The 15,346-nt window shown below is 57.1% G+C and carries 15 protein-coding genes and 1 pseudogene; 8 read left to right on the plus strand and 8 right to left on the minus strand.

Translation table 11 applies throughout. From position 1 onward, the window contains the following. Window positions 1-599: 599 nt before the first annotated feature. A pseudogene (locus tag IEV54_RS17525) lies at window positions 600-1,046 on the minus strand (4Fe-4S dicluster domain-containing protein); the annotation flags it as partial. A 115-nt stretch (window positions 1,047-1,161) separates the two neighbouring features. Here IEV54_RS17525 and IEV54_RS14135 point away from each other — a divergent pair. From IEV54_RS14135 to IEV54_RS14145, 3 genes are all read left to right on the plus strand, one after another. Next, on the plus strand, window positions 1,162-2,214 hold the full coding sequence (locus tag IEV54_RS14135) for an AraC family transcriptional regulator (RefSeq protein WP_150278760.1): 1,053 nt from the start codon (window positions 1,162-1,164) through the stop codon (window positions 2,212-2,214). A 160-nt stretch (window positions 2,215-2,374) separates the two neighbouring features. Beyond that, window positions 2,375-3,295 carry a transglutaminase-like domain-containing protein gene (locus tag IEV54_RS14140; protein WP_150278759.1) on the plus strand — a complete coding sequence of 307 codons (921 nt, stop codon included), beginning with the start codon at window positions 2,375-2,377 and terminating at the stop codon, window positions 3,293-3,295. A gap of 122 nt (window positions 3,296-3,417) precedes the next feature. Continuing rightward, complete coding sequence (locus IEV54_RS14145) at window positions 3,418-4,461, plus strand: hypothetical protein (RefSeq protein ID WP_188434469.1); 1,044 nt, start codon at window positions 3,418-3,420, stop codon at window positions 4,459-4,461. A gap of 36 nt (window positions 4,462-4,497) precedes the next feature. On the opposite strand, the gene IEV54_RS14150 is transcribed toward IEV54_RS14145, so the two are convergent. Continuing rightward, entirely contained in the window at window positions 4,498-5,790 is a 1,293-nt protein-coding gene (locus tag IEV54_RS14150; RefSeq protein ID WP_150278758.1) for a PQQ-dependent sugar dehydrogenase, read from the minus strand. Next, the gene (locus IEV54_RS14155) at window positions 5,787-6,224 is read right to left on the minus strand and encodes a DUF2231 domain-containing protein (protein WP_150278757.1); all 438 of its coding nucleotides are present in this window, start codon (window positions 6,222-6,224) and stop codon (window positions 5,787-5,789) included. Before IEV54_RS14155 ends, IEV54_RS14150 begins: the two co-directional genes overlap by 4 nt. A gap of 271 nt (window positions 6,225-6,495) precedes the next feature. On the opposite strand from IEV54_RS14155, the gene IEV54_RS14160 reads away from it, so the two are divergent. Next, a complete protein-coding gene (locus tag IEV54_RS14160) occupies window positions 6,496-7,023 on the plus strand; it encodes a DUF421 domain-containing protein (protein WP_373286453.1) in 528 nt (175 codons plus the stop codon). 79 nt (window positions 7,024-7,102) lie between these two features. Next, window positions 7,103-8,113, plus strand: coding sequence for a ribosome biogenesis GTPase YlqF (gene ylqF, locus IEV54_RS14165; RefSeq protein ID WP_150278755.1), 1,011 nt, complete (start codon window positions 7,103-7,105; stop codon window positions 8,111-8,113). Window positions 8,114-8,140: 27 nt separating this feature from the next. On the opposite strand, the gene IEV54_RS14170 is transcribed toward ylqF, so the two are convergent. Next, a complete protein-coding gene (locus tag IEV54_RS14170) occupies window positions 8,141-8,605 on the minus strand; it encodes an EVE domain-containing protein (protein WP_150278754.1) in 465 nt (154 codons plus the stop codon). A gap of 88 nt (window positions 8,606-8,693) precedes the next feature. On the opposite strand from IEV54_RS14170, the gene IEV54_RS14175 reads away from it, so the two are divergent. Next, window positions 8,694-9,620 carry a DUF1853 family protein gene (locus IEV54_RS14175; protein ID WP_150278753.1) on the plus strand — a complete coding sequence of 309 codons (927 nt, stop codon included), beginning with the start codon at window positions 8,694-8,696 and terminating at the stop codon, window positions 9,618-9,620. Window positions 9,621-9,645: 25 nt separating this feature from the next. Continuing rightward, complete coding sequence (locus tag IEV54_RS14180) at window positions 9,646-9,927, plus strand: DUF503 domain-containing protein (protein WP_150278752.1); 282 nt, start codon at window positions 9,646-9,648, stop codon at window positions 9,925-9,927. Between the two features lie 12 nt (window positions 9,928-9,939). Here the strand turns inward: IEV54_RS14180 and IEV54_RS14185 are convergent, their stop codons facing one another. Further along, window positions 9,940-10,809: an ion transporter gene (locus tag IEV54_RS14185; protein WP_150278751.1), complete on the minus strand. Its 870-nt coding sequence runs from the start codon at window positions 10,807-10,809 to the stop codon at window positions 9,940-9,942. A gap of 202 nt (window positions 10,810-11,011) precedes the next feature. Between IEV54_RS14185 and IEV54_RS14190 the strand changes: the two genes are divergently transcribed. Continuing rightward, window positions 11,012-12,502, plus strand: coding sequence for a protein adenylyltransferase SelO (locus IEV54_RS14190; protein WP_150278750.1), 1,491 nt, complete (start codon window positions 11,012-11,014; stop codon window positions 12,500-12,502). A 73-nt stretch (window positions 12,503-12,575) separates the two neighbouring features. Here the strand turns inward: IEV54_RS14190 and gabT are convergent, their stop codons facing one another. The 3 genes from gabT to IEV54_RS14205 form a co-directional block, all read right to left on the minus strand. After that, window positions 12,576-13,853: a 4-aminobutyrate--2-oxoglutarate transaminase gene (gene gabT / locus IEV54_RS14195; protein WP_150278749.1), complete on the minus strand. Its 1,278-nt coding sequence runs from the start codon at window positions 13,851-13,853 to the stop codon at window positions 12,576-12,578. Between the two features lie 255 nt (window positions 13,854-14,108). Further along, on the minus strand, window positions 14,109-14,663 hold the full coding sequence (locus IEV54_RS14200; RefSeq protein WP_150278748.1) for a pyridoxamine 5'-phosphate oxidase family protein: 555 nt from the start codon (window positions 14,661-14,663) through the stop codon (window positions 14,109-14,111). A gap of 25 nt (window positions 14,664-14,688) precedes the next feature. Beyond that, a complete protein-coding gene (locus tag IEV54_RS14205; protein WP_150278747.1) occupies window positions 14,689-15,279 on the minus strand; it encodes a M23 family metallopeptidase in 591 nt (196 codons plus the stop codon). Window positions 15,280-15,346 lie beyond the last annotated feature (67 nt).

Below are 15,346 nucleotides of genomic sequence, written 5' to 3' on the forward strand. Positions count from 1 at the left end.
TCGCGAAGCAGGCCGAGGTTCAGGCGAGCCTCGGCATACTCAGGTTGTTCCAGCTGGTGCGCGGTAGCGTCGTCCAGTTCGAGGTCAGCGGGATCGACTAACAACTGCAGCCCATCTATGGCCATGAGCTGTTCCAGTTCTTTCGGCGTGAACGCCGCCTGCGCAGGTCCTCGGCGAGCTAACAGTTGTACTTCTTCAATGCCGCTGGCTGCCAGTGCCCGAAGGGCATCATCGGCTATGTCCGTCTTGGCTAGCTGATCATTTGGCAGCACCAGCAACCGGGCGATATCCAGCGCCACGTTGCCAATACCTATGATCACCGCGGTGGGTCCGGTCAGGGCTGGGGCCAGGGCGGCCTCATCTGGATGGCCGTTATACCAGCCGACAAAATTCGAAGAGCCAAAGATGTTGCCGCTATCGGCCCCCGGCAATGTCAACGGGCGGCTCTGGGAGCCGCCGGTAGCGTAGATGACGCCATGATAATACTGGCGCAGATCGGCGCTGGTCAGATCGCGACCGATCTGCACGTTGCCGAAAAAACGAAACTGTGGCGACTCGGCGATACGTTCAAACCCGGCCGTGACGGACTTGATGCGTGGGTGATCTGGGGCCACACCATAACGCACAAGACCAAAAGGCGTGGGCAGGCGTTCAAACATGTCTACCTGCGCGGCAGGCATCTGCTTCATCAGTGCCTCAGCGGCATAGAACCCGCTTGGGCCGGAACCGACAATGGCAAAGCGGCCGGGCAGGCGAGCCAGTGGGCTAGCCGCTTGTTGACCAGCCTGGATGCTCTCGCGAATCACCGGATGGGTCTTGGCCCCTTCGGCGTTCAGGGCAATGAAGGATTGTTGGTCCTCTGGCACCATACTCCGCGGGAAGATGGCCCCTTCGGGACAGGCGGAGACGCAGGCGTTACAGTCAATGCAAACATCCGGATCGATAAACAGCATCTCGGGGGCCTCACGAAAGGCTTCAACCGGGCACACATCGACGCAACTGGTGTGTTTGTTGCCGATACAGCTCTGAGTGACTACGTACGCCATGATCTTCTCCACGCATGGGACAACAAAACCCGCATGTTATGTCGGGATTTGCTGATTCGTATTGGCAACAAGTGCCTGATTGACATTTTGTGCCAGCGTCCCGATAGTGCCAATCATGAGCAAAACCGATTACATCCCCTCAGGTTTTATCGAGACGCTGCAAGTCTATGTGCGTGAGCGTGGGTTGCCTGCGCCTGTGCTTCTGGATGAGATGAGCCTGGAGCTTGAGTCACCAAGCGTTTCGGCGCTGCGATTCTGCGACCTGCTGGAGTCAGTCCGGCAGCTTGATCCGGTCAATGCCCTGGGGGTGCGCCTGGGTCTGGCGGTCAGGCCCAGTCAGTTTGGCGTGGTGGGTTATATGGTGTCTTCCTGCGGCACCCTTGGCCAGGCACTGGCGCGTTACCACCGCTATCAAGGACTTTTGCAGGCCGGGCTCTCCTCCCGCGCCTGGCTCAAGGACGGGGTGCTTTTCATGCGCTGGACGCAATCGGTGGCAAATACACCGCTGGCCAGCGAGTTCAGCCTCGCGGTATTTGTCAGCCTGTGTCAGGCATTGGTTGGCCGGCCGATTACCCCGTTGCGTGCCGGCTTGCCTTTTTCCAGACCTGAGGATGCTGCTGTCTATCCGGTGCTCCTTGGTTGCCCGGTGGACTTTGACTGCAACGCGATTGAGTTGGTGCTCCCGGCACATCTACTGGCGTTGCCGATTTTCAGTAAGGACCCCTATTTGCTGCGCCTGCTTGAGCAGCAGGCACAGGCCCTACTCAAACAGCAGCCGCTCATCGAGGGCGGGCAAACAGGGGCGTTCTTTACGCAGGTGCAGGAGCAGATAGTCGAGTCGATGAAAAACGGTGATGTCAGCGCTGAGGCTGTCGCCCGGATGCTTGGCTGCTCCCTGCGAACCTTTTACCGGCAGCTGAGTAGTGCGGGCTACAGCTACCGAGGCTTGCTGGCGCACACCCGCCATACTCTGGCGCGGCAATACCTGGCAGACCCCGCGTTGGCGCAGACCGATGTCGCCCTGTTGCTTGGCTATTCCGAGCAAAGTTCGTTTATTCGCGCCTTTCGCAGCTGGACCGGCATGACGCCTGGTGAATACCGTGGGAATCTGACGCAAGGGAAAAGGGATTTCACGTCAACTGATCCGGGGCGAAGAGCTATCCCATGATGACCAGACATTTTCCGCGCAAGAGTTTGAACATGGGGCCGGCGGTGCAGTCTTAACAGTGTTTCCTCTCCCTGAGGACGCTATCTCGGTCACGGATGGCAAAGTGCTGCACGGGGCTCAGCTCCGCCTATTGTCCTGTATCACCAGAGAATTCACCGTCATGGTTCGATTAAAGTTTTCCATAGAGCTGGCTTATACGGTGCTTGATGCATCCTGTGATTTTCTCTTCAACATCCATCCTGCCCTTACGGAAAGCCAGCGCGTCCTCGGTGAGACAGTGACCATCAATCAACCTGTTGAACAGCAACTGTTCGTACAGAAAGATGACGGCACGCGATGGATGAGAATACGAGCCAACAACGGAGCTTTGCTGGTTCGTTATGAGGGCCTGGTAGAAATTCATCACCGGGTAGCTCAGCCAGAGACCCTCAAGGAAATGGCTGTGGCCGATCTGCCGATGGATTTGTTCAGTTATATCTATCCAAGCAGGTACTGTCAGTCAGACCGCTTTCAGGCGCTGGCTAACCATGAGTTCGGCAATATGCCGCCGGGGTATCAGCGCGTGCTCGCCATTCGTGACTGGGTGTACCGGAGAACCAGGTTTACCTTAGGCTGCTCAGGTGGCAGCACTTCGGCCGTGGATACGCTGACTGATCACGTTGGTGTTTGCCGTGATTTTGCCCATTTGATGATTGCTACCTGCCGCGCCCTGAACATCCCTGCGCGCTTTGTCTCCGGGATTGACTATGGTGCTGACCCTGCAATGGGTCCTTCGGATTTCCATGCCTACGTTGAGGTGTTTCTGAGTGGCCGCTGGTACCTGTTCGACCCCAGTGGAGTCTCGCCCACAATGGGGTTGCTACGAATCGGCACTGGCAGGGACGCGGCCGATGTTTCCTTCGCTACTTTATTCGGAGCGGCGACTTCTGCGCCGCCCCTGATCGCCATCGAGGCTATCGATGACCCTCAGCATGGGCTCGAGTTGCCTGTGCATCAGGCAAATGCATTATCCACTGCTGGTGCACCAGCAACACTGTTTATCGCAACTGATGAGTCCGCAGCTGCCTCTGCTCAAGTTTAAGAAAGTATGGAGGCGGCAAGGCCAGCGGCAGTCAGAATGTGCAGTACAGGATCTTCAAGAGGCTGAATTTACCCGAACAGGTTATAGTCGGAAAAAGTATTGAAGCAAATGAAAGGGACTCCATGGGTAAAATACCTCTGCCGACAATGCTCCTGGTTCTGTTGCTACCTTACGCTGGCGGTCTGATTGCGGATGATTCCGACCTGCCTGATTGGACAATCGAGCGCATAAAACCAGTGCACGAGGGTATCTCGCGCTGGGTTGACTCCAGCTCGCGCAACCTTGACGGCTTTTTCGGTAGCGATGACGAGAGCCTTTCAGTCAGAAACAAGTCCTACCTGCGGATCGGCACCGATTTCGACTGGGAGGAATCCGAGGGTTTCAGTACCGATCCCAGTATCCGGTTCAAACTGGATATGCCGACCACCAAGGAGCGGCTGCGTCTGATCATCGAGAGTGAGCCGGAGGAGTCACGCGGCACCCTCAGTGAACAGGGCTCGGGACGTTTGCGCGATGACCAGACCAGCAGTGACAGTACCGTCATCGGTTTGAGCCGGCTCAGTAAAAAGGACAAGACCCGACATTGGGATACCCGGGTAGGCGCAGGGGTCAAATTCCGGCTACCCCTCGATCCCTATATGCGCCTGAGTAGCGAGCGCCTCTGGAATCTGGGGGAGGGGCCCTGGCAACTGGAGTCCTACAACAGACTTTCGTGGTTCAACAGTGATGGCTATTCAGCCCGCAGCCGCTGGGATATTGGCAAGCCGCTGGATGCCACACGGCATCTGCGTTTTCTGACCAATATTCAGTGGCAAGAAGACGAAGACACGCTGGAGTTTTCCGAGTCTGTGGAAATCAATCAGGTATTGAGTCGTCGCAGTGCAATGCGTTACGCGGCCGTTGTAGTGGGAAACAGTGCGTCCCGACCGCAAGTCAACGACTATTACCTGCTCACCCAATACCGTCGAAACTTGCACAAGGACATCCTGTTCGCTGACATCATCCCCGAACTGCATTTTCCCCGTGATGCCAGTTTTGACCCTCGCTGGGCGCTCAGCCTGCGGCTAGAGATGTACTTCAGCGGCAATGTCATAGATCGACAGCGGGAACAGCGGCTCAATGAAGAGCTGGAAAGTCGCGGTAGCTCGCCAGAGGCGCGGCGCTGACGGTTATACCTGTCAGCGCTTGTGGTTGAACTCCAGCTACCTCTCCTGTGTAACACGCCAGATGGTATTGGACAGGTCGTCCGCGATAATCAGCGCACCCTCGGGGTCCACAGTCACGCCTACGGGCCGCCCGCGGGCCTTGCCCTCGTCATCGATAAAGCCGGTCGCAAAGTCGACCGGATCGCCAGCAGGCTGACCATCGTTGAAGGGTATGAAGACCACCTTGTAGCCGGCGAGGTCTTTGCGGTTCCAGCTGCCATGCTGACCAACAAAGGCACCGTCTGCGAATGCCCCGCCTAGCTTGCCATCGGCAAAGTCCACGCCCAGTGGCGCCACATGGGAGCCCAGGGAGTAGTCTGGCGTGATGCTGGCGGCTACTTTATCCGGGTCCTGAGGTCGTACCCGGTGGTCGACATTCTGGCCCCAGTAGCTATAGGGCCAGCCATAGAAGCCGCCCTCACGGACTGAGGTCAGATAGTCCGGTGTCAGGTTCGGACCCAGTTCGTCACGTTCGTTGACCACAGCCCAGAGCGAACCTGTATCCGGATGCATGGCCAACGCGGTGGGGTTGCGCACCCCAGAGGCATAGGTTTTATGCGCCCCTGTATCAGTCTGGACCTGCCAGATCACTGCGCGATCCACTTCGGCCTCCATCCCGCGTTCGGTGATGTTGCTGTTGGAGCCAATGCCCACGTACAGATAGTCACCATCCTCGCTGGCGGTCATCGCCTTGGTCCAGTGATGGTTGATCGCCGAGGGGAGTTCAGTGAGGGTTTCTGGTGCGGCGCTGGCGCGGGTCTGGCCCTCCTCGTAGTCAAACCGGACCAGGGCGTCCTGGTTGGCAACGTATAGATCATCACCGATCAGAGCCAGGCCATAGGGTGCGTTCAGGTCTTCGGCGAAAATACCTTGCTGCTCGTAGGTACCGTCTCCATCGCTGTCTCGCAGCAGGGTCAGACGATTGCCACTTTTCACCGAAGTGTTGCCCTGCGCCTTGATGTAGCCGGCTATCACGTGCTTGGGCCTGAGCGCTGATGCATTACCGCCGCGGCCTTCTGCGACCAGGATGTCTCCATTGGGCAGCACCAGGGTTTGCCGGGGAATGAGCAGGTCGGTAGCAATGGCGCTTACGCTGTAACCCTCAGGAACGGTGGGGAGTTCATCACCCCAGCCTGTCGGCTTGGCGATGGTCATATTGGGAAGCAGGCCACGTGACGGCTCCGGTAGTGTCGGGTCGGGCCCATAGAGCACCATCGCGTCGTCATCTGCGCCACAGGCGGTGAGCAGGATGGAAAGGGTCAATACTGAAAGCAGGCCAGGGCGGGTCATAGGGCACCTCCGGTGCGGCGGGCGGAGAAGCGAACTGCGGTAGCTATGCTTGCAAGCAATGCGACGATAACCGACAGAATGAGCCCGGAAGGCATGGTGGCCCAGGCATCCCTGGCGTGCACCAGTGAGTTGATAAAGCCGAGCACCCAGGTGAGCAGCAAAAGCACGACATATAGCTTGCTACGGCCGCTGTGACCCTCCGCTCGAAAAAGCCCTGATATCCCGCACAGGAGAGCCAGAGCGGTAAAAACCAGCCCGCCAGCAACCAGCCAGGATGAGAAATTGACCCATTGGATTTGATAAGTCTGGAAGTAGGCGATGTCGCTTAGTAGCGCACCGAGAAACAAGGGTATGGTACCTGCCAATAGCACGGCATGCAGCGGACTAAGCGTCATTTGGGGCGTCTGGTGGCTTCGGTCGACAGTGGCTGTCATGGCGAATTCCTTGATTTTACTGGTGCAACGGGATGCACCTTCCAAGGTGTTGGAGAGGTCGAAAGCGCATAAAGTTCGCAAAAAAAGACATCGCCAAACAAGCCTGAGCAGCGTCAGTTGGACAACAGGTGTGGCTCGAAAGACAGCTCGGAACCAGGCAATTGGTGGAAAGCAAACCAGGAAAGGATAATTCCACCCCAGCCAGGGTCCAACCAGCATCAGGCTGGGCCGATCGGTTTTTTCAGCCGCTAACAGGGTGGGAGGACTAATGCTGGAAGATGTGTTTTTCGATGGCTGGGCCGGACTGGCGCGCACGCTGGTGGTGGGCGTGATGGCGTATGTTGTGTTGATCGTTTTCCTGCGTATTTCTGGTAAACGCACTCTGTCGAAGATGAACGCGTTCGACCTGATTGTGACCGTTGCTCTGGGCTCGACATTGGCTACCGTACTGCTCAGCAAGGACGTTGCCCTGGCCGAGGGCGCGCTGGCCTTTGCGGTGCTTATCGGTCTTCAGTTCATTGTCACCTGGTCCAGTGTGCGGGCGCGCTGGGTAAGGCGGTTGGTCACGGGTGAGCCACGACTCTTGTATTACCAGGGCAGATTGCTTCCGCAAGCGCTGCTTGGCGCTCGGGTAACAGTCGACGAAATCGAAGCAGCAGTGCGTTCTTCCGGTATGGCCAATCTGGCTCAGGCAGCATCCGTGATTCTGGAAACCGATGGATCCTTCAGTGTGATCAAGCGCCAGGATGGTCAGATCGCCACCGTCCCTGTGGGGGTCGCCGGGCCGCAGGATGAGTGAGCGGTTGCCACCGGAGTGTGCTTAACCGCCGACCAGTTAACGTACAATGGTGCTTCATGCACACTCAAGGCGCGGCACAATGGCAATTCAGTGGTATCCCGGACACATGCACAAGGCGCAAAAGGCCATAAAGGAGGTTCTGCCTCAGGTAGACCTGCTGATCGAAGTGCTGGATGCGCGCATTCCCTATTCCAGTGAGAACCCCTCCATTGCTCAACTCAGGGGCGACAAGCCCTGTATCAAGGTGCTGAGCAAGACCGACCTGGCTGACCCGGAGCTGACCGCCCAGTGGCAGGAATACCTGGAGCGCGAGCGGGGGGTAAAAACCTTTGCCACCACTACCGAACAGCCCGGCAGGATCAGGCTGCTGGTGGATTTGTGCCGCAAGATGCTGCCCGAAAAAGATGCCGGGGCAAAAAACATCAATGCCATGATTGTCGGCATTCCCAACGTTGGGAAGTCGACCATCATCAACACGCTGGCTGGCCGCATGGTTGCCAAGACCGGTGACGAGCCGGCGGTAACCAAGGATCAGCAGCGAATCAACCTGGGCAGCGGCGTCACTCTGCTGGATACACCGGGTATCCTCTGGCCAAAAATCGAGAACCCTGACAGCAGTTATCGCCTGGCCGCCACAGGTGCCATCAAGAATACAGCGATGGAATACGATGACGTCAGCTTTTTCCTGGCCGAGTATCTGATAAAGGCTTACCCGGAATTGATCACCGCGCATTTCCAGCTGGAACGGCTGCCTACCAGCGAACTGGATTTTCTGGAAATGGCCGGCGCCCGGCGCGGTGCACTGCAAACCGGGGGCAGGATCAATCTGCACAAGATCTGCGAGGTGCTGATCAACGAGCTTAGGTCCGGCAAGTTGGGCCGTATAACGCTTGAGACACCCGCGATGGTAGAGCGGGAAAAGCAGGCCATAGCCGAGGCGAAGGCCAAAAAGGAAGCCGAGAACGCCGAGCGCAAGAAACGCTTCAAGGAAGGTTCACGTAATTCCGATCGGGCCGATCGCAAGGAGCAGAAAAATTTGCCCAAGCCGCCTCGTCAGCGTGGCGTCGGCAAGCCTGGCAAGAAGAAATAGCCGTTTGTGCCAGCTGAGGCGTCTTCCTCAGTTACGTTTTTCCTGCTGCAGAATGATTTGCCAGTGCTCGTCACTTACCGGCATCACTGACAGGCGGCTGCCACGCCTGACCAGGGGCAAGTCATCGAGACCGGCAATGCCTTTAAGCTCATCCAGCGTTATCAAGCGCTCCAGTTTGCGTTGAAATAGCATATCTACGGCCTTCCAGCGGGGTTTTTCCCGGGTGCTTTTGCCATCGTAATAGGGCGACTCAGGATCGAACTGTGCTGGATCGGGGTAAGCGGCGCGGGCAACCTTAACCACACCCGCCACGCCGATGTGCTTGCAGCTGGAGTGATAGATGAACACGTCATCGCCCTCGGCCATTTCTGTCAGAAAGTTGCGTGCCTGATAATTGCGCACGCCGTCCCATGTAATGGGGTTCTTCGGGTCTCGGGCGAAATCGTCGATACCGCATTCATCAGGTTCGGTTTTGACGAGCCATCTGGCCATGGGTCAGGTCCCGGTTGCGAGTAATGCGTCAGTTTACGTGAGCGTTCACCTATGGGGTATCTCGCCGTTTTTCAGGTACGCTGAGAACATGAAATCCGACAGCTACTCCCCCATTGATCCAACAGGCTTTCGTATTCCGGCGATACGCCATCTTGCCTGGATGTGCGGCGCAGCGCAGCTTACCGATAGCCCTCTGGCGTTTGATCTGCGCGCGCAGTTGCCGGCCGGCACGATGCAAAAGCTGTTGAGCTGGGAGGCCATGCCGGACACAGCGCCTGCGATGCTGACCCAGCCAGCCCAACCCCGCCTGGGCTACTATTTCGAGCGGCTCTACGCGTGCCTGTTAACGGACGTTCTGGGTTGGGAGGTGATGGCCCGTAACTTGCCGATCCGCAATCAGGAGAGAACCCTGGGGGAGCTAGATTTTGTGGTTCGCAACCCGGCTACAGGCGCTATCGAGCATCACGAGATTGCGATCAAGTTCTATCTTGGCTACATACCGGATCTGGAGCTGAATATGGACCAGGTGCGCTGGTATGGACCCAATGCGGTTGACCGTCTGGATCTGAAAACCGCACGCATGCTGGATCATCAGAGTCAGCGCTCACTGTTACCCGAGAGTGTTATGGCGTTAGCCGAACTTGGTATAGAGCCGCCCGTGAGGTCGCGGGTGTTCATGCCGGGTTATCTTTTCTATCCACTCGCTACCGACTGTGCCAAGGCCGTTTCTCCGCCTTGCCATGTGCCGAGCGATCATCAGCGCGGTACATGGATGTATCTGGATGCCGTAAGCAGCAAAGACATTTCGCGCTGGGTCCAGCTGCGAAAACCCCATTGGCTTGGTCCGTGGCTACAGAGTGATGAGCCTGACCCGGCAGAGGCGCAGGCCGCTCTTGAGCAAATCGCCCTGACTCAGACACCGCGGTTGTTCGCCCGAATGTATTGGGACGAAACGGCAAGGCTCTGGCAGGAAGCCGAGCGCTGCTTTGTTGTGCCCGCACGATGGCCAGATTGAGAGACATTTTTTAACGGGAGTTGGCATGAATATAGGGGTTCTGAGAATCGGGTTTTCCTTGCCGGGCTGCAGCTCGCTCAAGGAAAAACGTCAACGCATGGGCGGCCTGCACGAACGCTTTGGCCGAACCCCATCAATCGCAGTTTGCGAGAGCGGCGACCTTGATCGTCTCGAGGCTAGTGAGTGGTCCTTTGTGGTGGCCGCGACCTCCGCACAGAAGGTGGAGTCGATCTGCAGTGAAATAGAGGAAAAGCTGCAGCGCACAGTCGATGGCCGGATCATGGATGTCGAGCGGGAGATTCTCTAGCGCTGGCAGGGATCAGCTATCAGCCTGCTCCACGGCGTTGGGATCCAGGGATTCCTCATCGAGCCAGGTACCGCAGAATTTACAGTAGCGGGCATTTTTTTCATGCTGGTGCTTTCCACATCCAGGGCAGGCTTCGTCCGAGTAGCGCTCGTCGCGCAGAGTATTTATCACTTCGACCGAGAATACGCCAACTGGTAAAGCAATGATGGAGTAACCGGTCAGCATGATCATGATGGATATGAATTGGCCTAGCGGAGTCACCGGCGCGATGTCCCCGTAGCCCACCGTGGTCAAGGTCACAATGCCCCAGTAAATCGCTTTGGGTATGCTGGTGAAGCCGGCCTCCGCAGGCTCGATCAGAAACAGCAGGGAGGAGAAGATAGTGACCAGCATCATCACGGCAAACAGGAACAGGATAATCTGACCACGGCTGCGCTTGAGTGCATCGACCAGCAGTTTGCCTTCACCTACCAGCGTCATCATTTCCAGTACCCGGAACAGGCGCAGTGTGCGGAGTAAGCGAATTACGACCAGGGTCTGCGCGCCGGGAATGAAGAGTGCGAGCCAGGTGGGCAGTACCGCCAGTACATCAATTACCCCGTAGAAGCTCTTCAGGTACAGCCGGGGCTTTTCCAGACAATAGACGCGAAGTCCGATTTCGAGTGTGAACAAAACAGTGACAACCCATTCTGCATAGTAGAAAAACACACCGAATCGCTGATGGTAGCTCTCCACGCTATCTAGCAGTACCACGCCGACGCTCATCAGAATCAGCACGGCCAGTGCGATATCAAAACCCTTGCCCAGGGGCGTGTCGGATTCGAAGATGATCTGGAAAAGACCGGTTTTTACTCCAGCGCCGGCGGGTCTGAATGCGTGCATATGGATGGATATCTCCGGCTGTCAGGGGTGGGGTAAGTAAAGTCGCTGCCCAGAGCATAGGAAGTTCACGGGGATTTTGCGACTCGACTGAGAGCAGATGAACCCTTGCCATCAGGGTCAGTCACAAACAGCAGTAGCCGGACTTATTCCCGGTATCGACATTCACGTATCCTGTCAGTTCATTTTGTCAGCGGAGCAGCCAATGAGTCAGCTCGATAGCCCCAGGTTCGATAACAGCTACACGGCTTTGCCGGAGCGCTTCTACGCCAGGCAGAAACCGACGCCGGTACGAGCGCCAGAGCTTATCCGTATCAATCGCGCCCTGGCGGCGGAACTGGGCATTTCCGCAGACTGGCTCACCTCGCCAGAGGGGTTGCAGGTGTTGGCAGGCAACAAAATTGCACCCGGTTCCGTGCCGATCGCCACTGCTTATGCAGGCCATCAGTTTGGCAACTGGAACCCGCGCCTGGGGGATGGGCGCGCAGTGCTTCTGGGGGAAGTGATGGCTGTCGATGGGCAGCGTTATGATATGCAGCTCAAAGGGGCGGGACGCACACCCTTTGCGCGTGGGGGCGATGGACGTGCACCCCTGGGACCGGTACTGCGCGAATATGTCGTGAGCGAGGCGATGGCTGCGCTGGGTGTGCCTACTTCACGCAGTCTCGCTGCCGTGACGACTGGCGAGCAGGTCATGCGTGACCATCCTCAGCCCGGGGGCGTTCTCACACGCATATGCAGCAGTCACATTCGCATAGGGACCTTTCAGTATTTTGCCGGTATGGACGATATCGAGGCCGTACAGATTCTGGCCGATCACGTTATCACGCGGCATTACCCTGAGGCTGCAGAGGCAGAGCGCCCCTACGTGGCTTTATTGCAGGCCGTGATTGCCAGTCAGGCAACGCTCATTGCCCATTGGCAGCAGCTGGGATTCATTCATGGGGTGATGAATACCGACAATATGCTGGTTTCCGGCGAAACCATCGATTACGGCCCCTGCGCTTTCATGGACGCGTACCACCCCGAAACGGTCTTCAGTTCGATCGACCGGGGTGGACGCTATGCCTACGTGAATCAGCCGGGAATAGGACAGTGGAATCTTGCATGGTTGGCCCGGGCACTGCTACCGCTGCTCGACAAGGATGAAGAGATTGCCGTGCAGGCTGCGCAGCAGGCCATCGATGACTATGTAAGCCTTTACCAGAGGGCCTACCACGATCTGATGGCACGCAAGCTGGGGCTGGCTTCGAGCGACGAAGGCAGCATCGCATTGGTTGAAGAGCTGCTTGAACTAATGAAAGCTGCCGGTACTGATTACACACTGACTTTCCGTCGATTATCCGAATTGGTCGGTCCCCAGGGAGGGGGCGAGGGTGACAGCGTGGCTGATATTTTCCAGTTGCCGGAGTCGTTTGCGCCATGGCAAGAAAAATGGCGGCTGGCGCTTGAGCAGCAGCCGCTATCTTCCACAGAACGCCAGCAGCAGATGCTGGCGCTGAATCCCGCTTACATCGCGCGGAATCATCTGGTTGAGGAGGTTATTCGTGCGGCCGAGGATGAGGGCGATTTACAACCGTTCCATGATCTGATCGATCGACTGGCCAGTCCCTTTGAATATCGCAGCCAGGATGCCCGCTACGCCTTGCCACCCACGCCGGAGCAAAGGGTGTATGCGACGTTCTGCGGTACCTGAGTTTTGGCGATGGCAAAGCATTGGGCAAAAAAAACCGCGGCAATCGCCGCGGTTTCTCAGGTTTTGCCTTACATCAGGCGGGGAGTTCGCCGAGAATCTTCTCGATAATATCCAGGCCTTCCTCCAGCACTTCATCCTCGATAGTGACAGGCATCAGGAAGCGGATCGAGTTCGCATGCATGCCGCACGCAAGCAGTATCAGTCCATTTTCCTTGGCCTTGGCAGTGATTGCTGCGGCCAGATCTGCACGGGGTGTGCGACTGGTCTTGTCCGCTACCAATTCGAACGCGGCCATTGCGCCGAGGTTGCGCGAGTTGTCGACGAACTCGAACTCTGCCTGCCATTTGGCAAATCGTTTGGCCAGCTTTTCGCCAAGCTTGTTGGCTCTGCCTAGAATGTCCTCGCTTTCGAAAATGTCCATGACGGCCATCACCGCTGCGCAGGAAACGGGACTACCGGTGTAGGTGCCGCCCAGCGAGTTGGGTCCGGAGCTGTCCATGATTTTGTCGGTACCCACCACTGCCGAGATTGGCATGCCGTCGGCCATACTTTTGGCCATGGTGATCATGTCCGGCTCGACACCACTGTGTTCGATTGCGAACATCTTGCCAGTCCGCCCGAAACCGCTTTGCACTTCGTCGACAACCATCAGGATGCCATGCTCATCGCAGATCTCGCGAATAGCCTTGAGGAAGGTGGGGGAGGCCGCATAAAAGCCACCTTCACCCAGTACCGGCTCAATGAAAATCGCGGCGGTGCTTTCCGGGGCACTATCCGTGCGTAGCGTCATACGCAGGCCACGCAGCGCTTCCTCCTCACTCACGCCATGATAGGCGACCGGGTAGGGGGCCCGGAACACGGTGCCCGGCATGGGGCCGAAGTCGTCCTGGTAGGGTTTGACCTTGCCGTTCATCGCCATGGTCATGAAGGTACGGCCATGATAGCCGCCGTCAAAGCAGATGATGTTGGTGCGTCCCGTAGCAGCGCGGGCGATTTTGACCGCATTTTCCAGGGCTTCGGCCCCGGAGTTGGCCAGCATCACCTTACCGTGGCCACGAACCGGGCTGATCTCGCTAAGCTTCTGGGCAACCTTGACGTAGCCCTCGTAGGGCATGACCGTCTGGCAGGTATGCATCAGCAAATCCAGTTGCGCTTTTACCGCGGCAACGACCTTGGGGTGGCGGTGACCTACGTTCAAAACGCCAATGCCTCCGGCAAAATCGATCATGCGCTTGCCGTCAGCATCCCATATCTCAGCATTGGTCGCGTGGGCGGCGAACTGTTTGTTCGGGCTGGCAGCGCCTGCTGCCACGTAACGTTCTTTGAGCGCTTGCAATTCGGCATTGTTCACTGTGTCGTCTCCATCGTTTGAAATCGTTTCAGCGGGACGAGGTGGGCCCTCGAATAACTGCTTAAGGCAACTCTGCTCGGGGGTAAACCCTGGCCTCGTTCCTGTTGTGAAAAGCCCTCGGCGGCGAAAGTTCAGCCTGCCGGGGCAGCTTGATGCTGGCTTTAATGCGGCTACATCGCATTATGAAGCTCTTGATTCATTGCCCATGATGGACGAACTGGCGCCAATGAACAAAAGTTCAGCAGGCCTGAATGCTTACAAATTGCTTTGACCGGGTAGAATTCCGGTGATCTTGCCGTCCAGACTGAGCTGGTTTTTTTCACGCCAGTACTGCTCAACCCCATGCTCGCCGCGCTTCTCCGCCCACCTGGTCAGGGTGGCGCGCTCACCCTGGAAATCATAATGGGGTACCGCATAGCCACAGGACGTTGTTATCAACGAAATACGCAGCCGGAACACCTGGCGGGCACCGGGGTGGGGTGGAAACAGCTCCGACAGAGATTTCCATGCCTGGTTTCGCGGATGTACGACCTCTGCCTCGCCATACAGGCGCAGTATCAAGGGCTGTTTGTCAAAGGAGCAGAACATGATGGTCATACGGCCGTTTTCGAGTACGTGGGCGGCGGACTCGTTGCCGCTCCCGGTCAGGTTCAGCCAGGCAACCTCAGAAGGATTGACGATTCGCAGACTGTCCAGCCCTTTTGGTGAGACGTTGACCAGTCCTTCAGCGCCGGCTGTACCCACAAAAAAAAGGTGCTGGGCGCGAATGAAATCCATCAGTTTATTGTTCAGCTCCTTGAATTGTTCCATGTGCTGCTCCTTGTCTGCGTGACTGCTAGGGTACTGACCCGAGGGGTTTGAACAGGGGATAGGGATTGACCGGCGTGCCTTTCCACCACTGTTTTTCTGGACCCAATTCAAAAATGGCGAAATGCAGGTGAGGGGCATCGGGATCAGCGTTCCCGGTGGCGCCGACATAACCGATCAGATCTCCGCGATGTACGTACTGCCCCTCACTCAGATTGGCTGCATACCGGTCCAGATGCGCGTAATAGTATGCCAGCTCTTCGGCTACATCGAACTGGTAGATGGTCAGGCCGCCCGGTACGCTGTCAAACAGCTTGATGATTTTGCCGTCACCAACAGCAACTACGGGTGTGCCCGTGGAGCCCATTATGTCAATGGCTTCATGGGGCTGATCTCCGCCACGCTGATCCAGATAACTGTCTCGCAAGTCCTCAAAGGCGACGCCGGGAACCGGTATCTGGAGTGAGGCCGGCTTCAGTTTCTGTTGCGACACTCTGGTCGTATACAGCGCCGGCAGGTCTGAGGTGGTCTCTGTGACTGGCGAGTCTTGCGCAATAAAAACAAACAGGCCCAGAACAGCGATCGCGGCTGGCAAAGTGTAAGTGAATATTCTGTGCATAAGGTCGCGAAACTCCTGTAGGCGCCATGGCAGACGGTGTGAGAACAGATACTGCTGGTCAGTAAAA

The organism is Halopseudomonas salina (genome assembly GCF_014637955.1).
GTDB lineage: Bacteria > Pseudomonadota > Gammaproteobacteria > Pseudomonadales > Pseudomonadaceae > Halopseudomonas > Halopseudomonas salina.